Source organism: Azotobacter armeniacus (assembly GCF_054779355.1).
This window is the reverse complement of record NZ_BAAGYK010000170.1, coordinates 1-14318: the sequence shown is the minus strand read 5'-3', so window position 1 is coordinate 14318 and position 14318 is coordinate 1. Positions and strand designations below refer to the sequence as shown.

The 14318-nt window shown below is 66.8% G+C and carries 10 protein-coding genes and 2 pseudogenes; 5 read left to right on the top strand and 7 right to left on the bottom strand.

What is annotated here, in order from left to right:
- Window positions 1-11: 11 nt before the first annotated feature.
- Window positions 12-489, bottom strand: a pseudogene (locus ACYVD0_RS22950) (transposase); the annotation flags it as partial.
- Window positions 490-771: 282 nt separating this feature from the next.
- Here ACYVD0_RS22950 and ACYVD0_RS22945 point away from each other — a divergent pair.
- Window positions 772-1659, top strand: coding sequence for an SMP-30/gluconolactonase/LRE family protein (locus ACYVD0_RS22945; RefSeq protein WP_460428940.1), 888 nt, complete (start codon window positions 772-774; stop codon window positions 1657-1659).
- A gap of 153 nt (window positions 1660-1812) precedes the next feature.
- On the opposite strand, the gene ACYVD0_RS22940 is transcribed toward ACYVD0_RS22945, so the two are convergent.
- The gene (locus ACYVD0_RS22940) at window positions 1813-2295 is read right to left on the bottom strand and encodes an SRPBCC family protein (protein WP_460428939.1); all 483 of its coding nucleotides are present in this window, start codon (window positions 2293-2295) and stop codon (window positions 1813-1815) included.
- Between the two features lie 185 nt (window positions 2296-2480).
- Between ACYVD0_RS22940 and ACYVD0_RS22935 the strand changes: the two genes are divergently transcribed.
- Window positions 2481-3239 carry an alanine:cation symporter family protein gene (locus tag ACYVD0_RS22935; protein ID WP_460428959.1) on the top strand — a complete coding sequence of 253 codons (759 nt, stop codon included), beginning with the start codon at window positions 2481-2483 and terminating at the stop codon, window positions 3237-3239.
- 80 nt (window positions 3240-3319) lie between these two features.
- Here the strand turns inward: ACYVD0_RS22935 and ACYVD0_RS22930 are convergent, their stop codons facing one another.
- The 3 genes from ACYVD0_RS22930 to ACYVD0_RS22920 form a co-directional block, all read right to left on the bottom strand.
- Window positions 3320-7018, bottom strand: a complete 3699-nt coding sequence (locus ACYVD0_RS22930) for a translocation/assembly module TamB domain-containing protein (RefSeq protein WP_460428938.1) — start codon at window positions 7016-7018, stop codon at window positions 3320-3322.
- Complete coding sequence (locus tag ACYVD0_RS22925) at window positions 7015-8739, bottom strand: autotransporter assembly complex protein TamA (protein WP_460428937.1); 1725 nt, start codon at window positions 8737-8739, stop codon at window positions 7015-7017. Before ACYVD0_RS22925 ends, ACYVD0_RS22930 begins: the two co-directional genes overlap by 4 nt.
- Window positions 8740-8815: 76 nt before the next feature.
- Entirely contained in the window at window positions 8816-9454 is a 639-nt protein-coding gene (locus tag ACYVD0_RS22920; RefSeq protein WP_460428936.1) for a GNAT family N-acetyltransferase, read from the bottom strand.
- Between the two features lie 356 nt (window positions 9455-9810).
- Here ACYVD0_RS22920 and xthA point away from each other — a divergent pair, with 356 nt between their 5' ends.
- Together xthA and ACYVD0_RS22910 are read left to right on the top strand one after the other, a co-directional pair.
- Window positions 9811-10623: an exodeoxyribonuclease III gene (gene xthA / locus ACYVD0_RS22915; RefSeq protein ID WP_460428958.1), complete on the top strand. Its 813-nt coding sequence runs from the start codon at window positions 9811-9813 to the stop codon at window positions 10621-10623.
- A 134-nt stretch (window positions 10624-10757) separates the two neighbouring features.
- Window positions 10758-12140, top strand: coding sequence for a substrate-binding domain-containing protein (locus ACYVD0_RS22910; RefSeq protein ID WP_460428935.1), 1383 nt, complete (start codon window positions 10758-10760; stop codon window positions 12138-12140).
- 75 nt (window positions 12141-12215) lie between these two features.
- On the opposite strand, the gene ACYVD0_RS22905 is transcribed toward ACYVD0_RS22910, so the two are convergent.
- Entirely contained in the window at window positions 12216-13373 is a 1158-nt protein-coding gene (locus ACYVD0_RS22905) for a PilT/PilU family type 4a pilus ATPase (RefSeq protein ID WP_460428934.1), read from the bottom strand.
- Between the two features lie 121 nt (window positions 13374-13494).
- Here ACYVD0_RS22905 and ACYVD0_RS22900 point away from each other — a divergent pair, with 121 nt between their 5' ends.
- Window positions 13495-13704, top strand: a complete 210-nt coding sequence (locus ACYVD0_RS22900; RefSeq protein ID WP_460428933.1) for a peptidylprolyl isomerase — start codon at window positions 13495-13497, stop codon at window positions 13702-13704.
- 188 nt (window positions 13705-13892) lie between these two features.
- Here ACYVD0_RS22900 and ACYVD0_RS22895 read toward each other — a convergent pair.
- Window positions 13893-14062, bottom strand: a pseudogene (locus tag ACYVD0_RS22895) (sigma-54-dependent transcriptional regulator); the annotation flags it as partial.
- Between the last annotated feature and the right edge of the window lie 256 nt (window positions 14063-14318).

The following is a 14318-nucleotide window of genomic DNA, read 5'->3' as shown; positions in this document are numbered from 1 at the left end:
TCTTCTAAATGTCAAGCAGCAACTTGGACCTGGCCACTCTGGCGGTTCCACTGTGGTACGACGTGGTAGACCTCGCGGCGATGTAGCGCTTGCGGCAACGTATGGCCTCGAGCTTGGAGCGGCCTTCGTTAATGCGCTTGCCGATGAAAGCTTTCGCTCGAGGATCCGTGCACAGCCAGCCGATGGCGATGAGATGCAGTGCGCTATTGGCAGCACGGTCGCCACCGCGGTTGAGGCGATGTCGGGTGACCTTTCCCGAGGACGCGGGGACAGGGCTGACGCCATACAGTGCGGCGAAGCTGGCTTCCGAATGCATATGGTGTCCAGATCCGCGCTCTCATCGTGCAGTTCCCGATAGCGCCGTCCCAGGGATTTGAGCACGATTCAATAGGCCGAGGTGAGGTTTTGGTAATCGGAGAGATCCGGATGCCAACCCGCCAACGTGCGGATGAGCTGCATGCGAGTCATGGATCGTAACGATTCACGCAGCTATTGCCATCCTCCCCGCCCTCTCGCTTCGCTCGCCGCCAAGCGCAAAGGATGGGGACTCCTACCGTGTCAGACGGCAATTGCCGCCCGATCACTTCGGTAGGCTCCTGCTGCTGGCGGCATTACTGCCAGAGTGATGCAACACTGCCAGAGTGATGCAACCAGCAGAAAGGATGAATCAAAATGACACAATTGTCGGGTACCGATTTCATGTAGTTTCCCCGCCAGGCTGGATAGGATGCGACTGCACCGGACCCTGCCCGAACCAACGAGCCGACATCCATGCCCGATCTGCCCATCATCGCACTCCTGCGCAAGCCCTCTTTGCCGCCCTTCATCAAGGTCGCTCTTCTGGCGACGCTTTCCCTCCTCCTTGCCCTGCTGGGCTTCATGGCCTGGCAGCACTTCTATCCCGTCAGTGCAGCCAGCCCTTGGCACTACAAGGTCGCCCATTCGCGAATCGTCAAGGCGAGCGCTCTGCTGCAGGATGATCAGGGCAACCTGTTGGCCGCCGAAGAACTCAAGGACAGCCGGGGCAGAATCCTTAGCATCGACAACGAGGGCAAACGCAGCGTGCTGCTCTCCGGCCTGAGCAAGCCCGACGGGCTGGTCCACTTCCAAGGTGGGATCGCCTTCAGCCAGGAAGGCGGTACGCATCCGGTCCAGTGGCTGTTCCAGGGGCAGGTCCACTCCCTGTTCGAAGGCACCAACGTGCAGGGCCTCGAAGCCGACGGCCAATATCTGTATGCCATCGAGGATCGCAAGAAGAATGGCCGGCTTCTTCGATACGACGCAAGCACTCGGGAAGTCAGTATCCTGCGCGCCGAACTCGACGAAGCCGAATCCATCGCCACCTGCCCGGACGGCAGCAAGTTCTACACGGAAAAGGCCAAGGGGATCGTCAGACGACTCGCCGACGACGGCAACGACCCCATACACCTCGGTCAGCTGAACGAACCCAGCTTCCTGAAATGCGACGCGCGTGGACTCTGGATCAGCGAGGACGCAACCCACTTGGCGCGGCTGCTCCTGCTGACCCCGCAAGGCCGCCTCGAAGTGGTGCTCTCGCACCTGCGAGCCCCTCAGGCCCTCCTCTCAACCGGTGCGGACACCTACCTCCTGGCCGAAGGCGGACGGGACAGAGTCCTGGAAATTCGCCGACACGAATGATTTTCGGCAATACTCGCCTCGCTCCCATGCCTGGCCAGAAGCTTTCACCGTGAGCCATCGCATCGCCGGTGGCTGCCCCGACACGAGCGATGCCCTGGCTCCGCTCGATGGCGGGACTGACCCTGCCCGATCAGGGGCGGCCCAGTTCCACCATCAAAGCCTCTCGGCCAGCGCGGCAAGCTGATCGGCGCACTGCCCCCAGCCTTCGTAAAAGCCCATCCTCTCGTGCGCCTCGCGGTCGGCAAGGCTCCAGTGGCGGACCCGTGCCGTGTAGCGCGTGGCGTTTCCTTCGTCCTCGAAGGTCACGACTACTGTCATGAACGGCTTTTCCGACGGCTCCCACGCCTTCACATAAGCGTCGGTGAACACCAGTCGCTCATTCTCGACGACCTCGAGATAGACCCCACGGCTCGGAAACTCCGAGCCATCGGGGCTACGCATGATCATCAGGCTCTCGCCCCCCGGGCGAACATCGTTCTCGACCACGGGCGTCGTCCAGGGCAGAGGTGCGAACCACTGCTTGAGAAGTTCGGGCTCGGTCCATGCCCTGTAGACCTTCGCGCGAGGAGCCTTGATGAGGCGTGTCAGCGCAAGCTCACGGTCCGCGGCTGGAGCGATGTTGCTGCTGGTAGTCATGGTGCTTGTCTCCCTGTCAAGCGTTGCATGGGTAACCGCGGCGGCTTGAGATGATCCCAACATATTCGGAAACGGTATATTCGACGTCATTGAACAAGCCCCCTGAAACATAGGACAGTGTTTCCCCCCTTACCATAAGGGATGGGCAAACGACTGGGTTTATGACTACCAGCAAAGACGAATCCATCGAAATCCTTGGTCGGGAGCGGCGTCGCCGCTGGAGCGCCGCGGAGAAACTGGCCATGGTGCGCGAGAGTCTGGAGTCGGGACAAAGCGTCTCGGTCGTGGCCCGACGCAACGGGGTCAACCCCAACCAGCTGTTCCACTGGCGCAAGCTATACCAGGACGGCAGCCTGTCGGCGGTCAGTGGCGACTTCGCCGGCGCGGCGGTGATGGCGGCGCTGCGCTATGGAGTCGCCCGCGGCATCTTCTCCAACGAGGCGGGTCTCGGCACTGCCGGTATCGCCCAGGCCGCCGACACCACCACCAGTTCGGTGCGCTCCGGGCTGCTCGGAATGCTCGGCACTTTCATCGACACCCTCGTCGTCTGCACGCTGACCGGACTGGCGATCCTCTATTCCGGCGTCAGGACCAGCGGCAAGAGCGGCGCGGCTCTTTCCGCGGCGGCCTTCGAGTCGGCCATGCCCGGCTTCGGCGGAGCGATTCTCAGCCTGGCCCTGGAGGTCTTCGCCTACACCACCATCCTCGGCTGGAGCTTCTACGGCGAGAAATGCTGGGAGTTCCTCCTCGGCATCCGGGCGATCCTGCCGTTTCGTCTGGTCTGGGTCGCGGCGATCCCCTTCGGCTCCATCGCCCAGCTGGACTTCGCCTGGCTGGTGGCCGACATCCTCAACGGTCTGATGGCGATCCCCAATCTGATCGCGCTGCTCCTTCTGAGCCCGGTGGTGCTCAAACTGACCCGGGAGTATTTCGCCGGGCAGTGAGCGAGCTCTTGCGGCGGGCATGACCGGGGCCATCCTTGCCCCAGTCAATGCTGGTGATCCATGTCGCCGAGGTCCGCCCCTCAGAAATCCCGCTTGTAGAAGATGTCCAGCGAGCTGGCCAGGCCGCTGGCCGCTTCGAGAAAGACCCGCCGGGTCAGTTGGTAGCGCAGGGTGATGCTGTTCAGCGGCTCGAATACGCCAACCCCGTAGATCAGGCTGAGGCGCTCGGACAGCTTGCCGCTGGCCACCACGCTGGTTTCCGTGCCGCTGCCCTGGGTGCCCAGCTCGAACTCCTCGATACCGAGATTTTCCGCCAGGCTACCGGTGATCGAGGAGCTGCCGGCCAGGCCGAGGCCGAGCGCGGCGCGGGCCAGCAGGTTGCTGTCGCCGCCGTCGCTGCCGCCCGGCGCCCGGCCCAGCAGCAGATAGGACAGCGCCTGCTCCTGACTCATCGCCGGCTCGGAGAACACGTCGGTACGCGGCTCCAGGACGTTGCCGCCGACCCTCAGGCCGGCCACCACGTCGTCGACCCTGCGGATCGCCTCGATGTCCAGGTAGGGCTGGTCGATCGGGCCGATGAACAGCAGGCGCGCCCGGCGGATGTCCAGGCGCTGGCCGTAGGCGCGGTAGCGGCCGTTGCTCAGGCTCAGCTCGCCGCGGGTGTCCAGGTTGTCGCCGATGTGCAGGTGGCCGGTCAGATCGGCGCTCAGGCCGAAACCACTGAAGGTCAGTTTGTCCTTGCCAACTTCGACGTCGATGTCCATCTGCATGGCCAGCTGCCGGTGGGGCTTGACCTCGCGGCCGGCCACCACCGCATCCTCGGAGACCCGGACGGTCGAGGCCGGCAGTTCGCGCAGGGTGATCGCCCCGCGCGGCACCCCCAGTTTGCCGCTCAGGGCCAGCTGCCGATCGGCAGCGCTCCCGGCCAGGCGCACCTGCAGGTCCGGCGCCACCTCCAGCTCGGCATAGGGCTGGATGGTCACCGGCAGGCGGCTGCCACGGATGTGCAGGTCCAGATCCAGCGCCTGGCGCCAGTCCAGGGTGCCGTCCAGGTTGCCCCGGCCGTGCTCGCCGCTGCGCCAGCTGCCGCTCAGCCGCAGGCTGTCGCCAACGATCTGCGCCTGCAGCGCGAGGTCCTCGATGCGGGTCGGCAGATCGCGGCCGGCAACCAGCCCGCCGCGCAGCTCGAGACGGCCGTCGACCTGCGGCTGCAGCAGGGTGCCACGCAGCGTGCCGCTGCCGTCGAGTGTGCCGTCCAGCTCCTCGACCGGGCCGGCGAAGGGACGCAGCACTCCCAGCTCCAGCCCGCGCAGGGCGAAGCGGCCGGAGAGCGGCTTGTCCTTGCCACGCGGGTCGATCTGCGCCTCAACGTCCAGTTCACCCAGCTGCGGCCCGGCGAAGGCCAGCCGGGTGTCGATGCGCCGCGGCTGCAGGCGGCTGTCGAGGACCAGCTCGCGGTAGGGGAAGTCCTGCCAGCGGCCCTTTTGGCGCAGGCGCAGCACGCCGTCGCCGGCGTCCAGGCGGATCTGTCCGCTGGGTCCGGCGGCCGGCAGGTCGAGCTGCAGCTCGCCGTTCAGCCGGCCCTGCCAGGCGAAGTCCTGCGGCCACCAGGCGGCCAGGCTGTCCAGCGGGAAATCGCGCAGCCGGTAGTTCAGACGAGGCTCCGGCAGCAGCCGCTGGTCCTCGCCGCAGAGGCTCGCCGAGCCGGAGCGCCAGCAGTGCGCACCGAGGTTCAGGCGGCCGTCGGCCAGGCGCTCGAGGCGCGCCGGCCCCTGCAGGCGCCAATCCTGGCCGCCGCTGCGTACTTCGCCGCGGTTCAGCCGACCACGCCAGTTCCAGCCCTCCGCCAGCTCCTCCAGGCGGCCGTCGAGGGCCAGCGCCAGCTCCAGCTGTGGGCCGTCGAGGTCGAGGGTCAGCGTCTGCGTGCGCCGATCGCCCTGCCCCAGCGCCTGGAGCCGGCCCAACCGGGTGTCACCGAGCTGGATGCCGTCGCCGCTCAGCGCCACACGGCCGCGCTGGGCGGCGTCGAGGCTGCCGGTCAGCGTCAGGCTGTCCAGGCGCTGCTCGCCCAGGCGCAGCCGGCGGCCGGCGAGATCCACCTTGCCCTGCGGCGCCGCCAGCGTGCCGGCGAGCTCGAGACGCCCGTCGATGCTGCCCTGCAGGCCCGGCCAGAGCTGGCCCAGCTGCGGCAAGGCCAGCTCCAGCCGGCCCCTGAGGCGCTCGTCGAGCTGGCCGCTGCCCTGGATGCGGTTGTCGCCGAGCGCCAGGTCGAGCTGCGCCAGATCCCAGGCGCCGTCCGCGCCCTTCGCCTCGAGCAGAAAGCGCGCCCGCTGGCCGCGCAGCTGGCCGGCCAGATCGACGGCGGCGTCCAGCTGCAGGCGACCGTCGCGGAACTGGCCCTGGCTCTTCAGCGGGCCGCCGAGGCTACCGGCCAGCTCGGCGAGCCAGTAGGCAGGGTCGAGGCCGCTCAGCTGCAGGTCGGCGTTCCAGCCGATGCCGTCGGCGAAACGCAGGCCGAGTCCCCCCTGCGCCCGGCCCTGGCCGGCGACCAGCCGCAGCTGCGGTAGGTGGAGCTGGGTGAAATCGCCGCTCATCGGGCTGGCCAGGGTGAAGGGGCCGGCCGGCCCCTGCAGGGCAGCGTCGAAATTCCCGAGATAACCGCCGGCGCGGTAAGACAGCTCGCCGGTGAGGCGCCTGAGGGTCACCGCCGGCTCCGCGATGGCCGGATAGAGCCGCCGCCAGGGGAAGTCCCGCCAGTCGATGCGCAGCTCGCCGGCCAGCTCCTCACGCCACTCCAGACGACCGGCCAGCTCGACACGCTGCTCGCCGCCGGCATCCAGCCTGAGCATCGCGAGTTCCGCGCCTTCGGCAGTCACCCGCCCCTGCACGGCCAGCGCCACGGCGCCGCCTTCGCCCGGCAGGCTGGCATCGCCCTGCACCGCGTAGCCTTCCTGCAGGTCTCCATCCAGGCTGAGCTCAAGCCGCTCCAGACGCAAGGTATCCGGCAGCTCGGCAGCCGCCTTGAAGCCGTCGGCGGTCAGCTTCAGGCTGGCCGGGACATCCTCGGCGAGCGGCCGGATGGCGCCGCTCAGCCTTCCTGCCAGGTAGCCCTGGCTGTCGGCCTGCAGCCTCAGGCTGTCCTGCAGATCGCCTTCCACCTGCAGGGTCAGCTCCCAGGGCTGGCCACCCGGCGCCGGCAGGCGCAAGCTGCCGCTCGCCGTTAGCAGCCAGCCGGCAGTGGGCACAAGCCGGCCCTGCAGGTCCAGCGCCAGGTCGTCGCGGCGGGCCTTGAGCGCGTCGATGCGCAGACCCTCGGCAGTCCAGTGCGCCGCCAGCTGCAGGTTCTGTGCCTGTTCGCTGCCGTTCAGCAGGAGACGGCCGACCCGCGCCTCGCCGAGGCGGATCTGCAGCGGCAATTTCAGCTCCGGCAGCTGCAGCGGGCCATCCGCCTCCTCTCCTTCTTTGCCCGGCGGCAATTCCAGGCTTGCCTGCGCGGCGACCAGCCGATCCACACAGAGGGTCAGGTCCAGCAGGCAGGCAGGACGCCAGGCGAATTCGACATCGCTCAGCTCGACGCCGCTCTCTCCCTGCCGCCAGCTCAGCCGTCCGGCCTGCCAGGCACCGGCGAGGCGCCCGGAGAAGTCCTCCACCTGCAGTCCCGGCACCCGCCCGAGCAGCCAGCGGCTGCCGGCGCTACTACCTAGCAGTATCGACATTGCAACCAGTGCCAGCGCCAATACCAGCAGCAGGCCATACAGCCCAAGCCTCAGGCTTTTCATAATTCCGGCCCCATGGAGAAGTGCAGGCGAAAACTGCCGTCGTCGACGCCATGGGCCAGGTCCACGCGCAGCGGGCCGACCGGTGACACCCAGCGCACGCCGAAGCCCAAACCGGTCTTGAGAGCAGGCGAAGACAGCGAGTTGAAGGCATTGCCCTGGTCGACGAAGGTGGCGATACGCCATTTGTCCGTCAGCGAATACTGGTATTCCAGGCTTCCGGCGAGCATGTAGCGGCCACCGATGTGGTCGCCCTCGGAGTTGGTCGGCGACAGCTTCTGGTAATCGTAGCCACGCACGCTCTGGTCGCCGCCGGCGAAGAAGCGCAGCGACGGCGGCACCGTGATGTATTCGTCGGTGAGGTTGCCGCCGAGCTGCAACCGGCCGAGCAGACGGTGCCGCCCCGCCAGGGTGGTCAACCCCTTGAGCATGACGGCGCTGTGGATCAGGCTGGCATCCGAAAGCAGGCTCTCGCTCGCCACGGCCATCTCCACCTGCAGACGATAGCCCCGGCTCGGATCAAGGGGATGATCGCTGTGCAGGTAGGAATAGGCCACGCCCGGCAGCAGCAGGGTGCTCAGGCCGCTGTCGTCGCCGAAGCGGAACTCGTCGCGCTGCCATTTCAGCGAGAACACCTGCTGCCAGCCGTTGTCCAGCCGGCGGTGCCACTCCGGGCCGACCTTGAGCAGGCGGCTGAGGGTGTCGGTGTCGGCCAGCTCCTCGTACTGGTAGCCGCCGACGAAGCGCAGCTTGTCGGTCATCGGCGGGTCGAGGGGAATGTCGTACCAGAAGCCGACGTTCTGCTTCGGCTGCGACAGCTCCATTTCCGCACCATAGCTGTGCCCCTGGGGATTGACCCAGTGGCGCGTCCAGTTGGCCCGGCCGCGCGGGCCGACGTCGGTGGAAAAACCCAGACCCAGGCCGAAGCTGCGCGGCTTGCGCATCTGCAGCTGGACGACGACCGGAATCACCTCGTTGCTGGCACCGATCGGACTGGCATCGACTCGCACAGCCTCGAAATAGCCGCGCCCCTGCAGGTTCTGCTGCAGCCTGGCGATCAGCTCGGAGTCGTAAGGCTCACCCGCCTCGAAGGGCACCATGCGCTGCATGAAGTCCTCGTCGAATGGCGTGTCGCCCTGGAAGACCACCGCGCCCAACCGGTAGCGCGGCCCGCTGGCGTAGACCAGCTCGATGTCGGCGACGCCGGCGACCGGGTCGATGAACAGGCGCTGGCGGGTGAGGCGGCCGGTGAAGAAGCCGAAGCGCGACGCCTGGTTCTGGATCAGCTTCTTGACGCTCTCGTAGCGGCCGTGGTTGAGCTGGGTACCGGGCTTGAGGCGGGAGCTTTGCGGCACGCGGAACGCCTCGAGCTGCGCCGCCGGCCCCTCGATGCGAATCTCCACGTGGCGCAGGCGCACCGGCTCGCCGGGAGACACGCGCAGGGAGAGGGTCGGCGGATCGCCGGGGCGGACCTCGCTGGAAATCTCCGCGTGGTAGTAGCCCAGCGCCTCGGCCGCGCTGCGGGCCTGATCCTCGGCGGCCGGGGCGAGACGGCGCAGGGCCTGCTCGTCCCGTTCACCGAGTTCGCCGATGTAACCCTCGATATTTTTCCGGAGGCTGGCTTTGTCCGGCTCGACCCGCACCTCCAGGCGGGCCTGGGCGAACACCGCAGAACCGCAGAGCAGCAGGCCCAGGAACGTCCCTGTATGAATAGAAACTCTCATGGCCGCGGATGCTAGCACGACTGCTCGACTGCTCCGACCGCCCTTACCAAGCGTTTACAAGGCACGTGCTTGACGGTCAGGCGCCCGTCTCCACCAGCGGCTGCGGGTTGGGATGAATGAGAATGTGCTCGTGCACCGGCCCCAGCTCGACCTGGCCGATCTCCCGATAGCCCTGGCGGTGGAGGAAGTCCAGATAGTGCGGATCGCCGGTGTCGAGCACTATGCCCTGAGAGTTGGAATCCCCGGCGCACCAGCGGTGCAGGGCCCCGAGCAGCTGTTCGCCGTAGTGCCAGCCCTGGAACTCCGGGCGCACGCCGAGCAGTGGCAGCATGTGGTAGGTGCCCGACGGCAGGCAGGCGATCACCGCCTCGTGGTAGTCCAGATAGCGCCGGGTGCAGCGGAATCCGGCAGTCAGCAGCATGCGCATCCGCCAGCTCCAGCTTTCGGTGATCTCCAGCCGGCGCTGCGGCGGGGAAATCAACGCCACGCCGATCAGCCGCTCGCCGAGCAGCAAGCCGAGCGCCGGCAGGTCATCGGCGAAGTGGCGCACCAGCAGCTCGCGCACGGTGGCGCGCACCCGTTGCTCGTAGCCGGGCCGGTCGGCCTCGAGCAGGTAGGCGAAGGTCGGCGTGTGGCGGTAGGCCTGGTAGAGCAACGAGCAGGACTCGCGCAAGTACCCCCCGTCGATGAGCCGGACTTCGGCAGGCGCGGTCATGGGCAGGGCCTCCTGGCGCGGTTCGTTTCCCCTTCCTGCACGTTAGCATCGGCCCCCGGCTGCCGCCAGGCGACTGGCCTGGCACCACGGCGTCCAGGGCCTGTCATCAATTATTCCCGCGTTGCGACGGAGCCTGATTTTGCGCAGGGCAAGGCAGCGCCAGCTCCCGGCGGGCTTGCTGCATTCACCACATCCCTGTGGATTGCATGAGGATAGAGGTTTGATCATTCCAACTGAACGACGAACAATGCAGCACTGCGCAAACTCAGGGCCGATTTCAGGTGGCAATGCAATCGTGGAAATAATTGATGACAGGCCCTAGCATGGCGGCCCCCGATCCGAACCGGCAGCCCTTCATGAAGATCGTCTCCTTCAATATCAACGGCCTGCGCGCCCGTCTGCATCAGCTCTCGGCGCTCATCGACAAGCACCATCCGGACGTGATCGGCCTGCAGGAAACCAAGGTCGCCGACGAGCAATTCCCGCTCGAGCAGATCGAGGCACTGGGCTATCACGTGCACTACCACGGACAGAAGGGCCATTACGGGGTCGCCCTGCTCTCCCGGCAGCCGCCGCTGGAGGTGCAGAAAGGCTTTCCCGAGGACGGCGAGGACTCGCAGAAGCGCTTCATCTGGGGCATCTACGCCGACGCCGCAGGGCAGCCGGTCACCGTGATGAACGGCTACTTCCCGCAGGGCGAGAACCGCGCCCATCCGCTGAAGTTCCCCGCCAAGACGCGCTTCTACGCCGACCTGCAGGCCCTGCTGGAAAGCCGCTTCGATCCCGACCAGGCATTGGCGCTGATGGGCGACTTCAACATCGCGCCCGAGAACAGCGACATCGGCATCGGCTCGGAGAATGCCAGGCGCTGGCTGCGCACCGGCAAGTGCTGCTTCCTGCCGGAGGAGCGCGAATGGATGGCCAGGCTCAAGGGCTGGGGCCTGCAGGACAGCTTCCGTGAGCTGCATCCGGAGGTCTGCGACCGCTTCAGCTGGTTCGACTACCGCAGCCATGGCTTCGAGGACGAGCCCCGGCGCGGCCTGCGCATCGACCTGATCCTGACCTCCAGCGCCCTGCGCTCGCGCCTGCGCGGGGCCGATGTGGACTACGAACTGCGCGCCATGGACAAGCCCTCCGACCATGCGCCGGTCTGGCTGGAGCTCGACTGAAGCGCCGCGGACCATGACCGGCTTCACAGCTGTGCACGGCGACCTGCGCCGTCGATAAACCGTCACATAAGTGCAATCAAACGGACTTATTCTCACGCGACCCCCCTCCCACCTGTAGTAAGAAGGTGTCCCCCATGTCGCGCGCCCTGCCTTTGCATGCCCGCCTTTCCCTAAACCCTGCACGTTCCTTGCTGATCGCCCTGCTCTGCTCCAGCCTGCCGTGGAGCGCAGCGGCAGCCCAGCCCACACCTGCTGGCCAGCCACCCGTGCTGCGCATCCAGGGCTCCAACACCATCGGCGCCGAACTCGGTCCGGCGCTGCTGGTGGGTCTATTCGAACAGCAGGGTCTGCGCGAGGTCCGCGTTGAGGATGGAATGTCGGCGAACGAGCAGCGGGTCGTCGGCCTGGATGCCCAGGGCCGTCAGGTGCTGGCGGAAATCAGCGCCCACGGCTCCAGCACCGGCTTCGTCGCCCTTAAGAACGGCAGCGCCGATCTCGCTGCCTCCTCGCGGCCGATCAAGGACAGCGAGGTTGCCGCGCTGGCGGCGCTGGGTGACATGCGCAGCCATGAGGCCGAACAGGTGATCGCCATCGACGGTCTGGCAGTCATCCTCCACCCGGAGAACCCGCTGCGCGCCCTCAGCCTCGAACAGCTGGCCCGAGTGTTCGCCGGCGAGGTGAAGACCTGGGAAGAACTCGGCGGGCGCGGCGGAGCGATCCATCTGTATGCCCGCGACGCCCAATCCGGCACCTTCGACACCTTCAACGAACTGGTGCTCAAGCCTCAGGGCAAGAGCCTCGCCGCCGGCGCCAAGCGCTTCGAGTCAAGTACCCAGCTGTCCAGCTCGGTGAGCCAGGACCCGGCGGGCATCGGCTTCATCGGTCTGCCTTATGTGCGCAAGGCCAAGGCCCTGGCGATCTCCGCCGGCGAATCCCAGCCGATGCCGCCCGAGCCCAGCCTGGTCGCTACCGAGGACTACCCCCTGTCGCGGCGCCTGTTCCTCTACAACCCGCCCAAGCAGCCTGGTCCCTGGGTCAAGGCTCTGGTGGAGTTCGCCCAGAGTCCACGCGGCCAGGAGGTGGTCGCGCAGAGCGGCTTCATCGCCCAGAAGGTGCAGGCGGTACGCGTCGAACCTCGCGACGGCATGCCGCAAAGCTACCTGCAACTGGCCCGCGAAGCCCGGCGCCTGTCGGTGAACTTCCGCTTCCAGGAAGGCAGTGCCCTGCTCGACAACAAGGCTCTTCGCGATGTCGAGCGCGTGCTCGCCTACCTGCGCGAAAACGGCAAGCTGGAGAATTCGGTGGTGCTGGTTGGCTTCGGCGATCCCAAGCAGGACGACCAGGGGCGCAGCACCCTGCTATCGAAGCTGCGGGCGATGGCGGTGCGGCGCGAACTGGCCAGGGGCGGTGCAACCTTCCGCGAGATTGTCGGTCTCGGCGATGCTCTGCCGGTGGCCGCCAACACCGGCGAGAAGGGACGGATCAAGAATCGCCGGGTGGAGATCTGGGTGTACTGAGGTTCGCCGGGGCGTCCCTGCCCCCAAGTGGCGGAATGAGGGCGAGGCGCCCGCACGGTGCCTCGCCTGAACGACTCAGAGCTTGCCGGCCTCCTCCGGCTCTTCCAGCACTTCCAGGCTCAGCCCCTGCCAGGGGCTCTCCCCGCCCTCCTTGTCGGCGCCGGCCACCCCGCCGTCGCGGTGCAGCTTCAGCTTGAGGCGCACGTTGTTCGCCGAGTCGGCGTTCTTTAGCGCCTCCTCCTCGCCGATGGCGCCCTCGTTGACCAGGTCGATCAGCGCCTGGTCGAAAGTCTGCATGCCGAAGTTGCGCGACTTCTCCATGATCTCCTTGATTTCGGATAACTCGCTGCGCTTGATCAGGTCGCGTACCGTCGGCGTGCCGAGCAGCACCTCCACCGCGGCACGGCGCTTGCCATCCTGGGTCTTGACCAGGCGCTGGGAGACGAAGGCCTTGAGGTTGTTGCCCAGGTCGTTGAGCAGCTGCGGACGGCGCTCCTCGGGGAAGAAGTTGATGATGCGATCCAGCGCCTGGTTGGCGTTGTTGGCATGCAGCGTGGAGATCGCCAGGTGGCCGGTGTCGGCGAAGGCCAGGGCGTGCTCCATGGTCTCGCGGTCGCGGATCTCGCCGATCAGGATCACGTCCGGCGCCTGGCGCAAGGTGTTCTTCAGCGCAGCGTGGAAGCTGCGGGTGTCCACCCCGACCTCACGCTGGTTGATGATCGACTTCTTGTGCCGGTGCACGTATTCCACCGGATCCTCGATGGTGATGATGTGCCCGCCACTGTTGCGGTTGCGGTAGTCGATCAGCGCCGCCAGGGAGGTCGACTTGCCCGAGCCGGTGCCGCCGACGAACAGCACCAGGCCGCGCTTCTCCATCACCACGTCAAGAAGGATCTTCGGTAACTTGAGCTCCTCGAAGCGCGGGATGTCCAGCTTGATGTTGCGGGCGACGATGGACACCTCGTTGCGCTGCTTGAAGATGTTGACGCGGAAGCGGCCGATGCTCGGCAGGGAGATCGCCAGGTTCATTTCCAGCTCGCGCTCGAACTCGATGCGCTGCTCGCCGTCCATCAGGCCCTCGGCGATCTTCGCCACGGCGCCCGACTGCAGCGGCTCCTGGGAGAGCGCCTTGAGCACGCCGTTGAATTTCGCGCAGGGCGGCGCGCCGGTGGACAGGTAAAGGTCCGAACCGTCCTGGGTAGCCAGGACTCTCAGCATCGATTGAATATCCATGGAATAGATCCGCAAGGCGTATGTCGTTCAAAATCAAGCGGTTGTCAAACCGGTCCAGGCCACTCTAGCCAGCCCCTCCGATCTGGCACAATGCGCAGACTTCCAAGTTGAGGACTCCTTCATGGCTAAAGCGATGGCACGCCACATTCTGCTCGGCAGCGAGGCTGAAGCGGCACGGCTGAAGCAGCGTCTGGCCAAGGGCGAAGTCCACCCGGGGCAGATGGTGCGGGCGATCGACCAGGTGATCTTCAAGAGGGCCCTGCGTGAAATTCATGGCCCGGTGAAGTCGCAGTTCGGCTATCACCTGGTGCAGGTGTTCTATCGCGACTGACTGAACGAGCACTGTCCTCCGCCTACCCGAAATCCACAGCCGATCAATCCGAGTTCGCCGATTGCTTTCGGCCTGTCGAGCATAGGCGCCAGCGTGCTGCTGACCGCCCTGTTCGGACCTGCCCTGGCCCTGCACTACCGCCGCGTCCGCCAGCCGACCGGGATCGAGGCGGAGGTGGCGGCGGTCGAGGTGTGCTCCAGGCGCTGGGCCTCCAGCGCCTTGTCGATCAGCAGCTTGAGCTCGGCCAGCACCACCGGCTTGGTCAGGTAGTGGTAGGAGCCGGCCTTTATCGCCGCCACCGCGTCCTCCACGTTCCATAGCCGGTCATCACGATCGGCTTGATCCGCGGGTCGCTGGCTCGAACCCGGGCATCGAGCGCGATGCGGATGCGCAGCGACCCGCCCCGCGGCATGGCCTCGATGGCATTGGCGATCACGCTGTTGAGCACCTGGGCGCACAGCACCCGATGGCTGATCACCGCCGGCGCCGGCGCTGCCTGCCAGTCGACCCGGATGTGGGCGCCGCGGATCTGCCGGTCGAAGGCGTGCAGCACCTCCTCCACCGCCGCGACCGGGTCCACCGCCTCGCGCTCGCCGCACAGCGGGCGCGAGGAA

What these genes read in the sequence shown, in the direction of transcription:
- ACYVD0_RS22905 (WP_460428934.1), bottom strand. Translation starts at nt 13,373, where the DNA reads ATGGATATTCAATCGATGCTGAGAGTCCTGGCTACCCAGGACGGTTCG.
- xthA (WP_460428958.1), top strand. Translation starts at nt 9,811, where the DNA reads ATGAAGATCGTCTCCTTCAATATCAACGGCCTGCGCGCCCGTCTGCAT.
- ACYVD0_RS22920 (WP_460428936.1), bottom strand. Translation starts at nt 9,454, where the DNA reads ATGACCGCGCCTGCCGAAGTCCGGCTCATCGACGGGGGGTACTTGCGC.
- ACYVD0_RS22910 (WP_460428935.1), top strand. Translation starts at nt 10,758, where the DNA reads ATGTCGCGCGCCCTGCCTTTGCATGCCCGCCTTTCCCTAAACCCTGCA.
- ACYVD0_RS22900 (WP_460428933.1), top strand. Translation starts at nt 13,495, where the DNA reads ATGGCTAAAGCGATGGCACGCCACATTCTGCTCGGCAGCGAGGCTGAA.
- ACYVD0_RS22925 (WP_460428937.1), bottom strand. Translation starts at nt 8,739, where the DNA reads ATGAGAGTTTCTATTCATACAGGGACGTTCCTGGGCCTGCTGCTCTGC.
- ACYVD0_RS22930 (WP_460428938.1), bottom strand. Translation starts at nt 7,018, where the DNA reads ATGAAAAGCCTGAGGCTTGGGCTGTATGGCCTGCTGCTGGTATTGGCG.
- ACYVD0_RS22940 (WP_460428939.1), bottom strand. Translation starts at nt 2,295, where the DNA reads ATGACTACCAGCAGCAACATCGCTCCAGCCGCGGACCGTGAGCTTGCG.
- ACYVD0_RS22945 (WP_460428940.1), top strand. Translation starts at nt 772, where the DNA reads ATGCCCGATCTGCCCATCATCGCACTCCTGCGCAAGCCCTCTTTGCCG.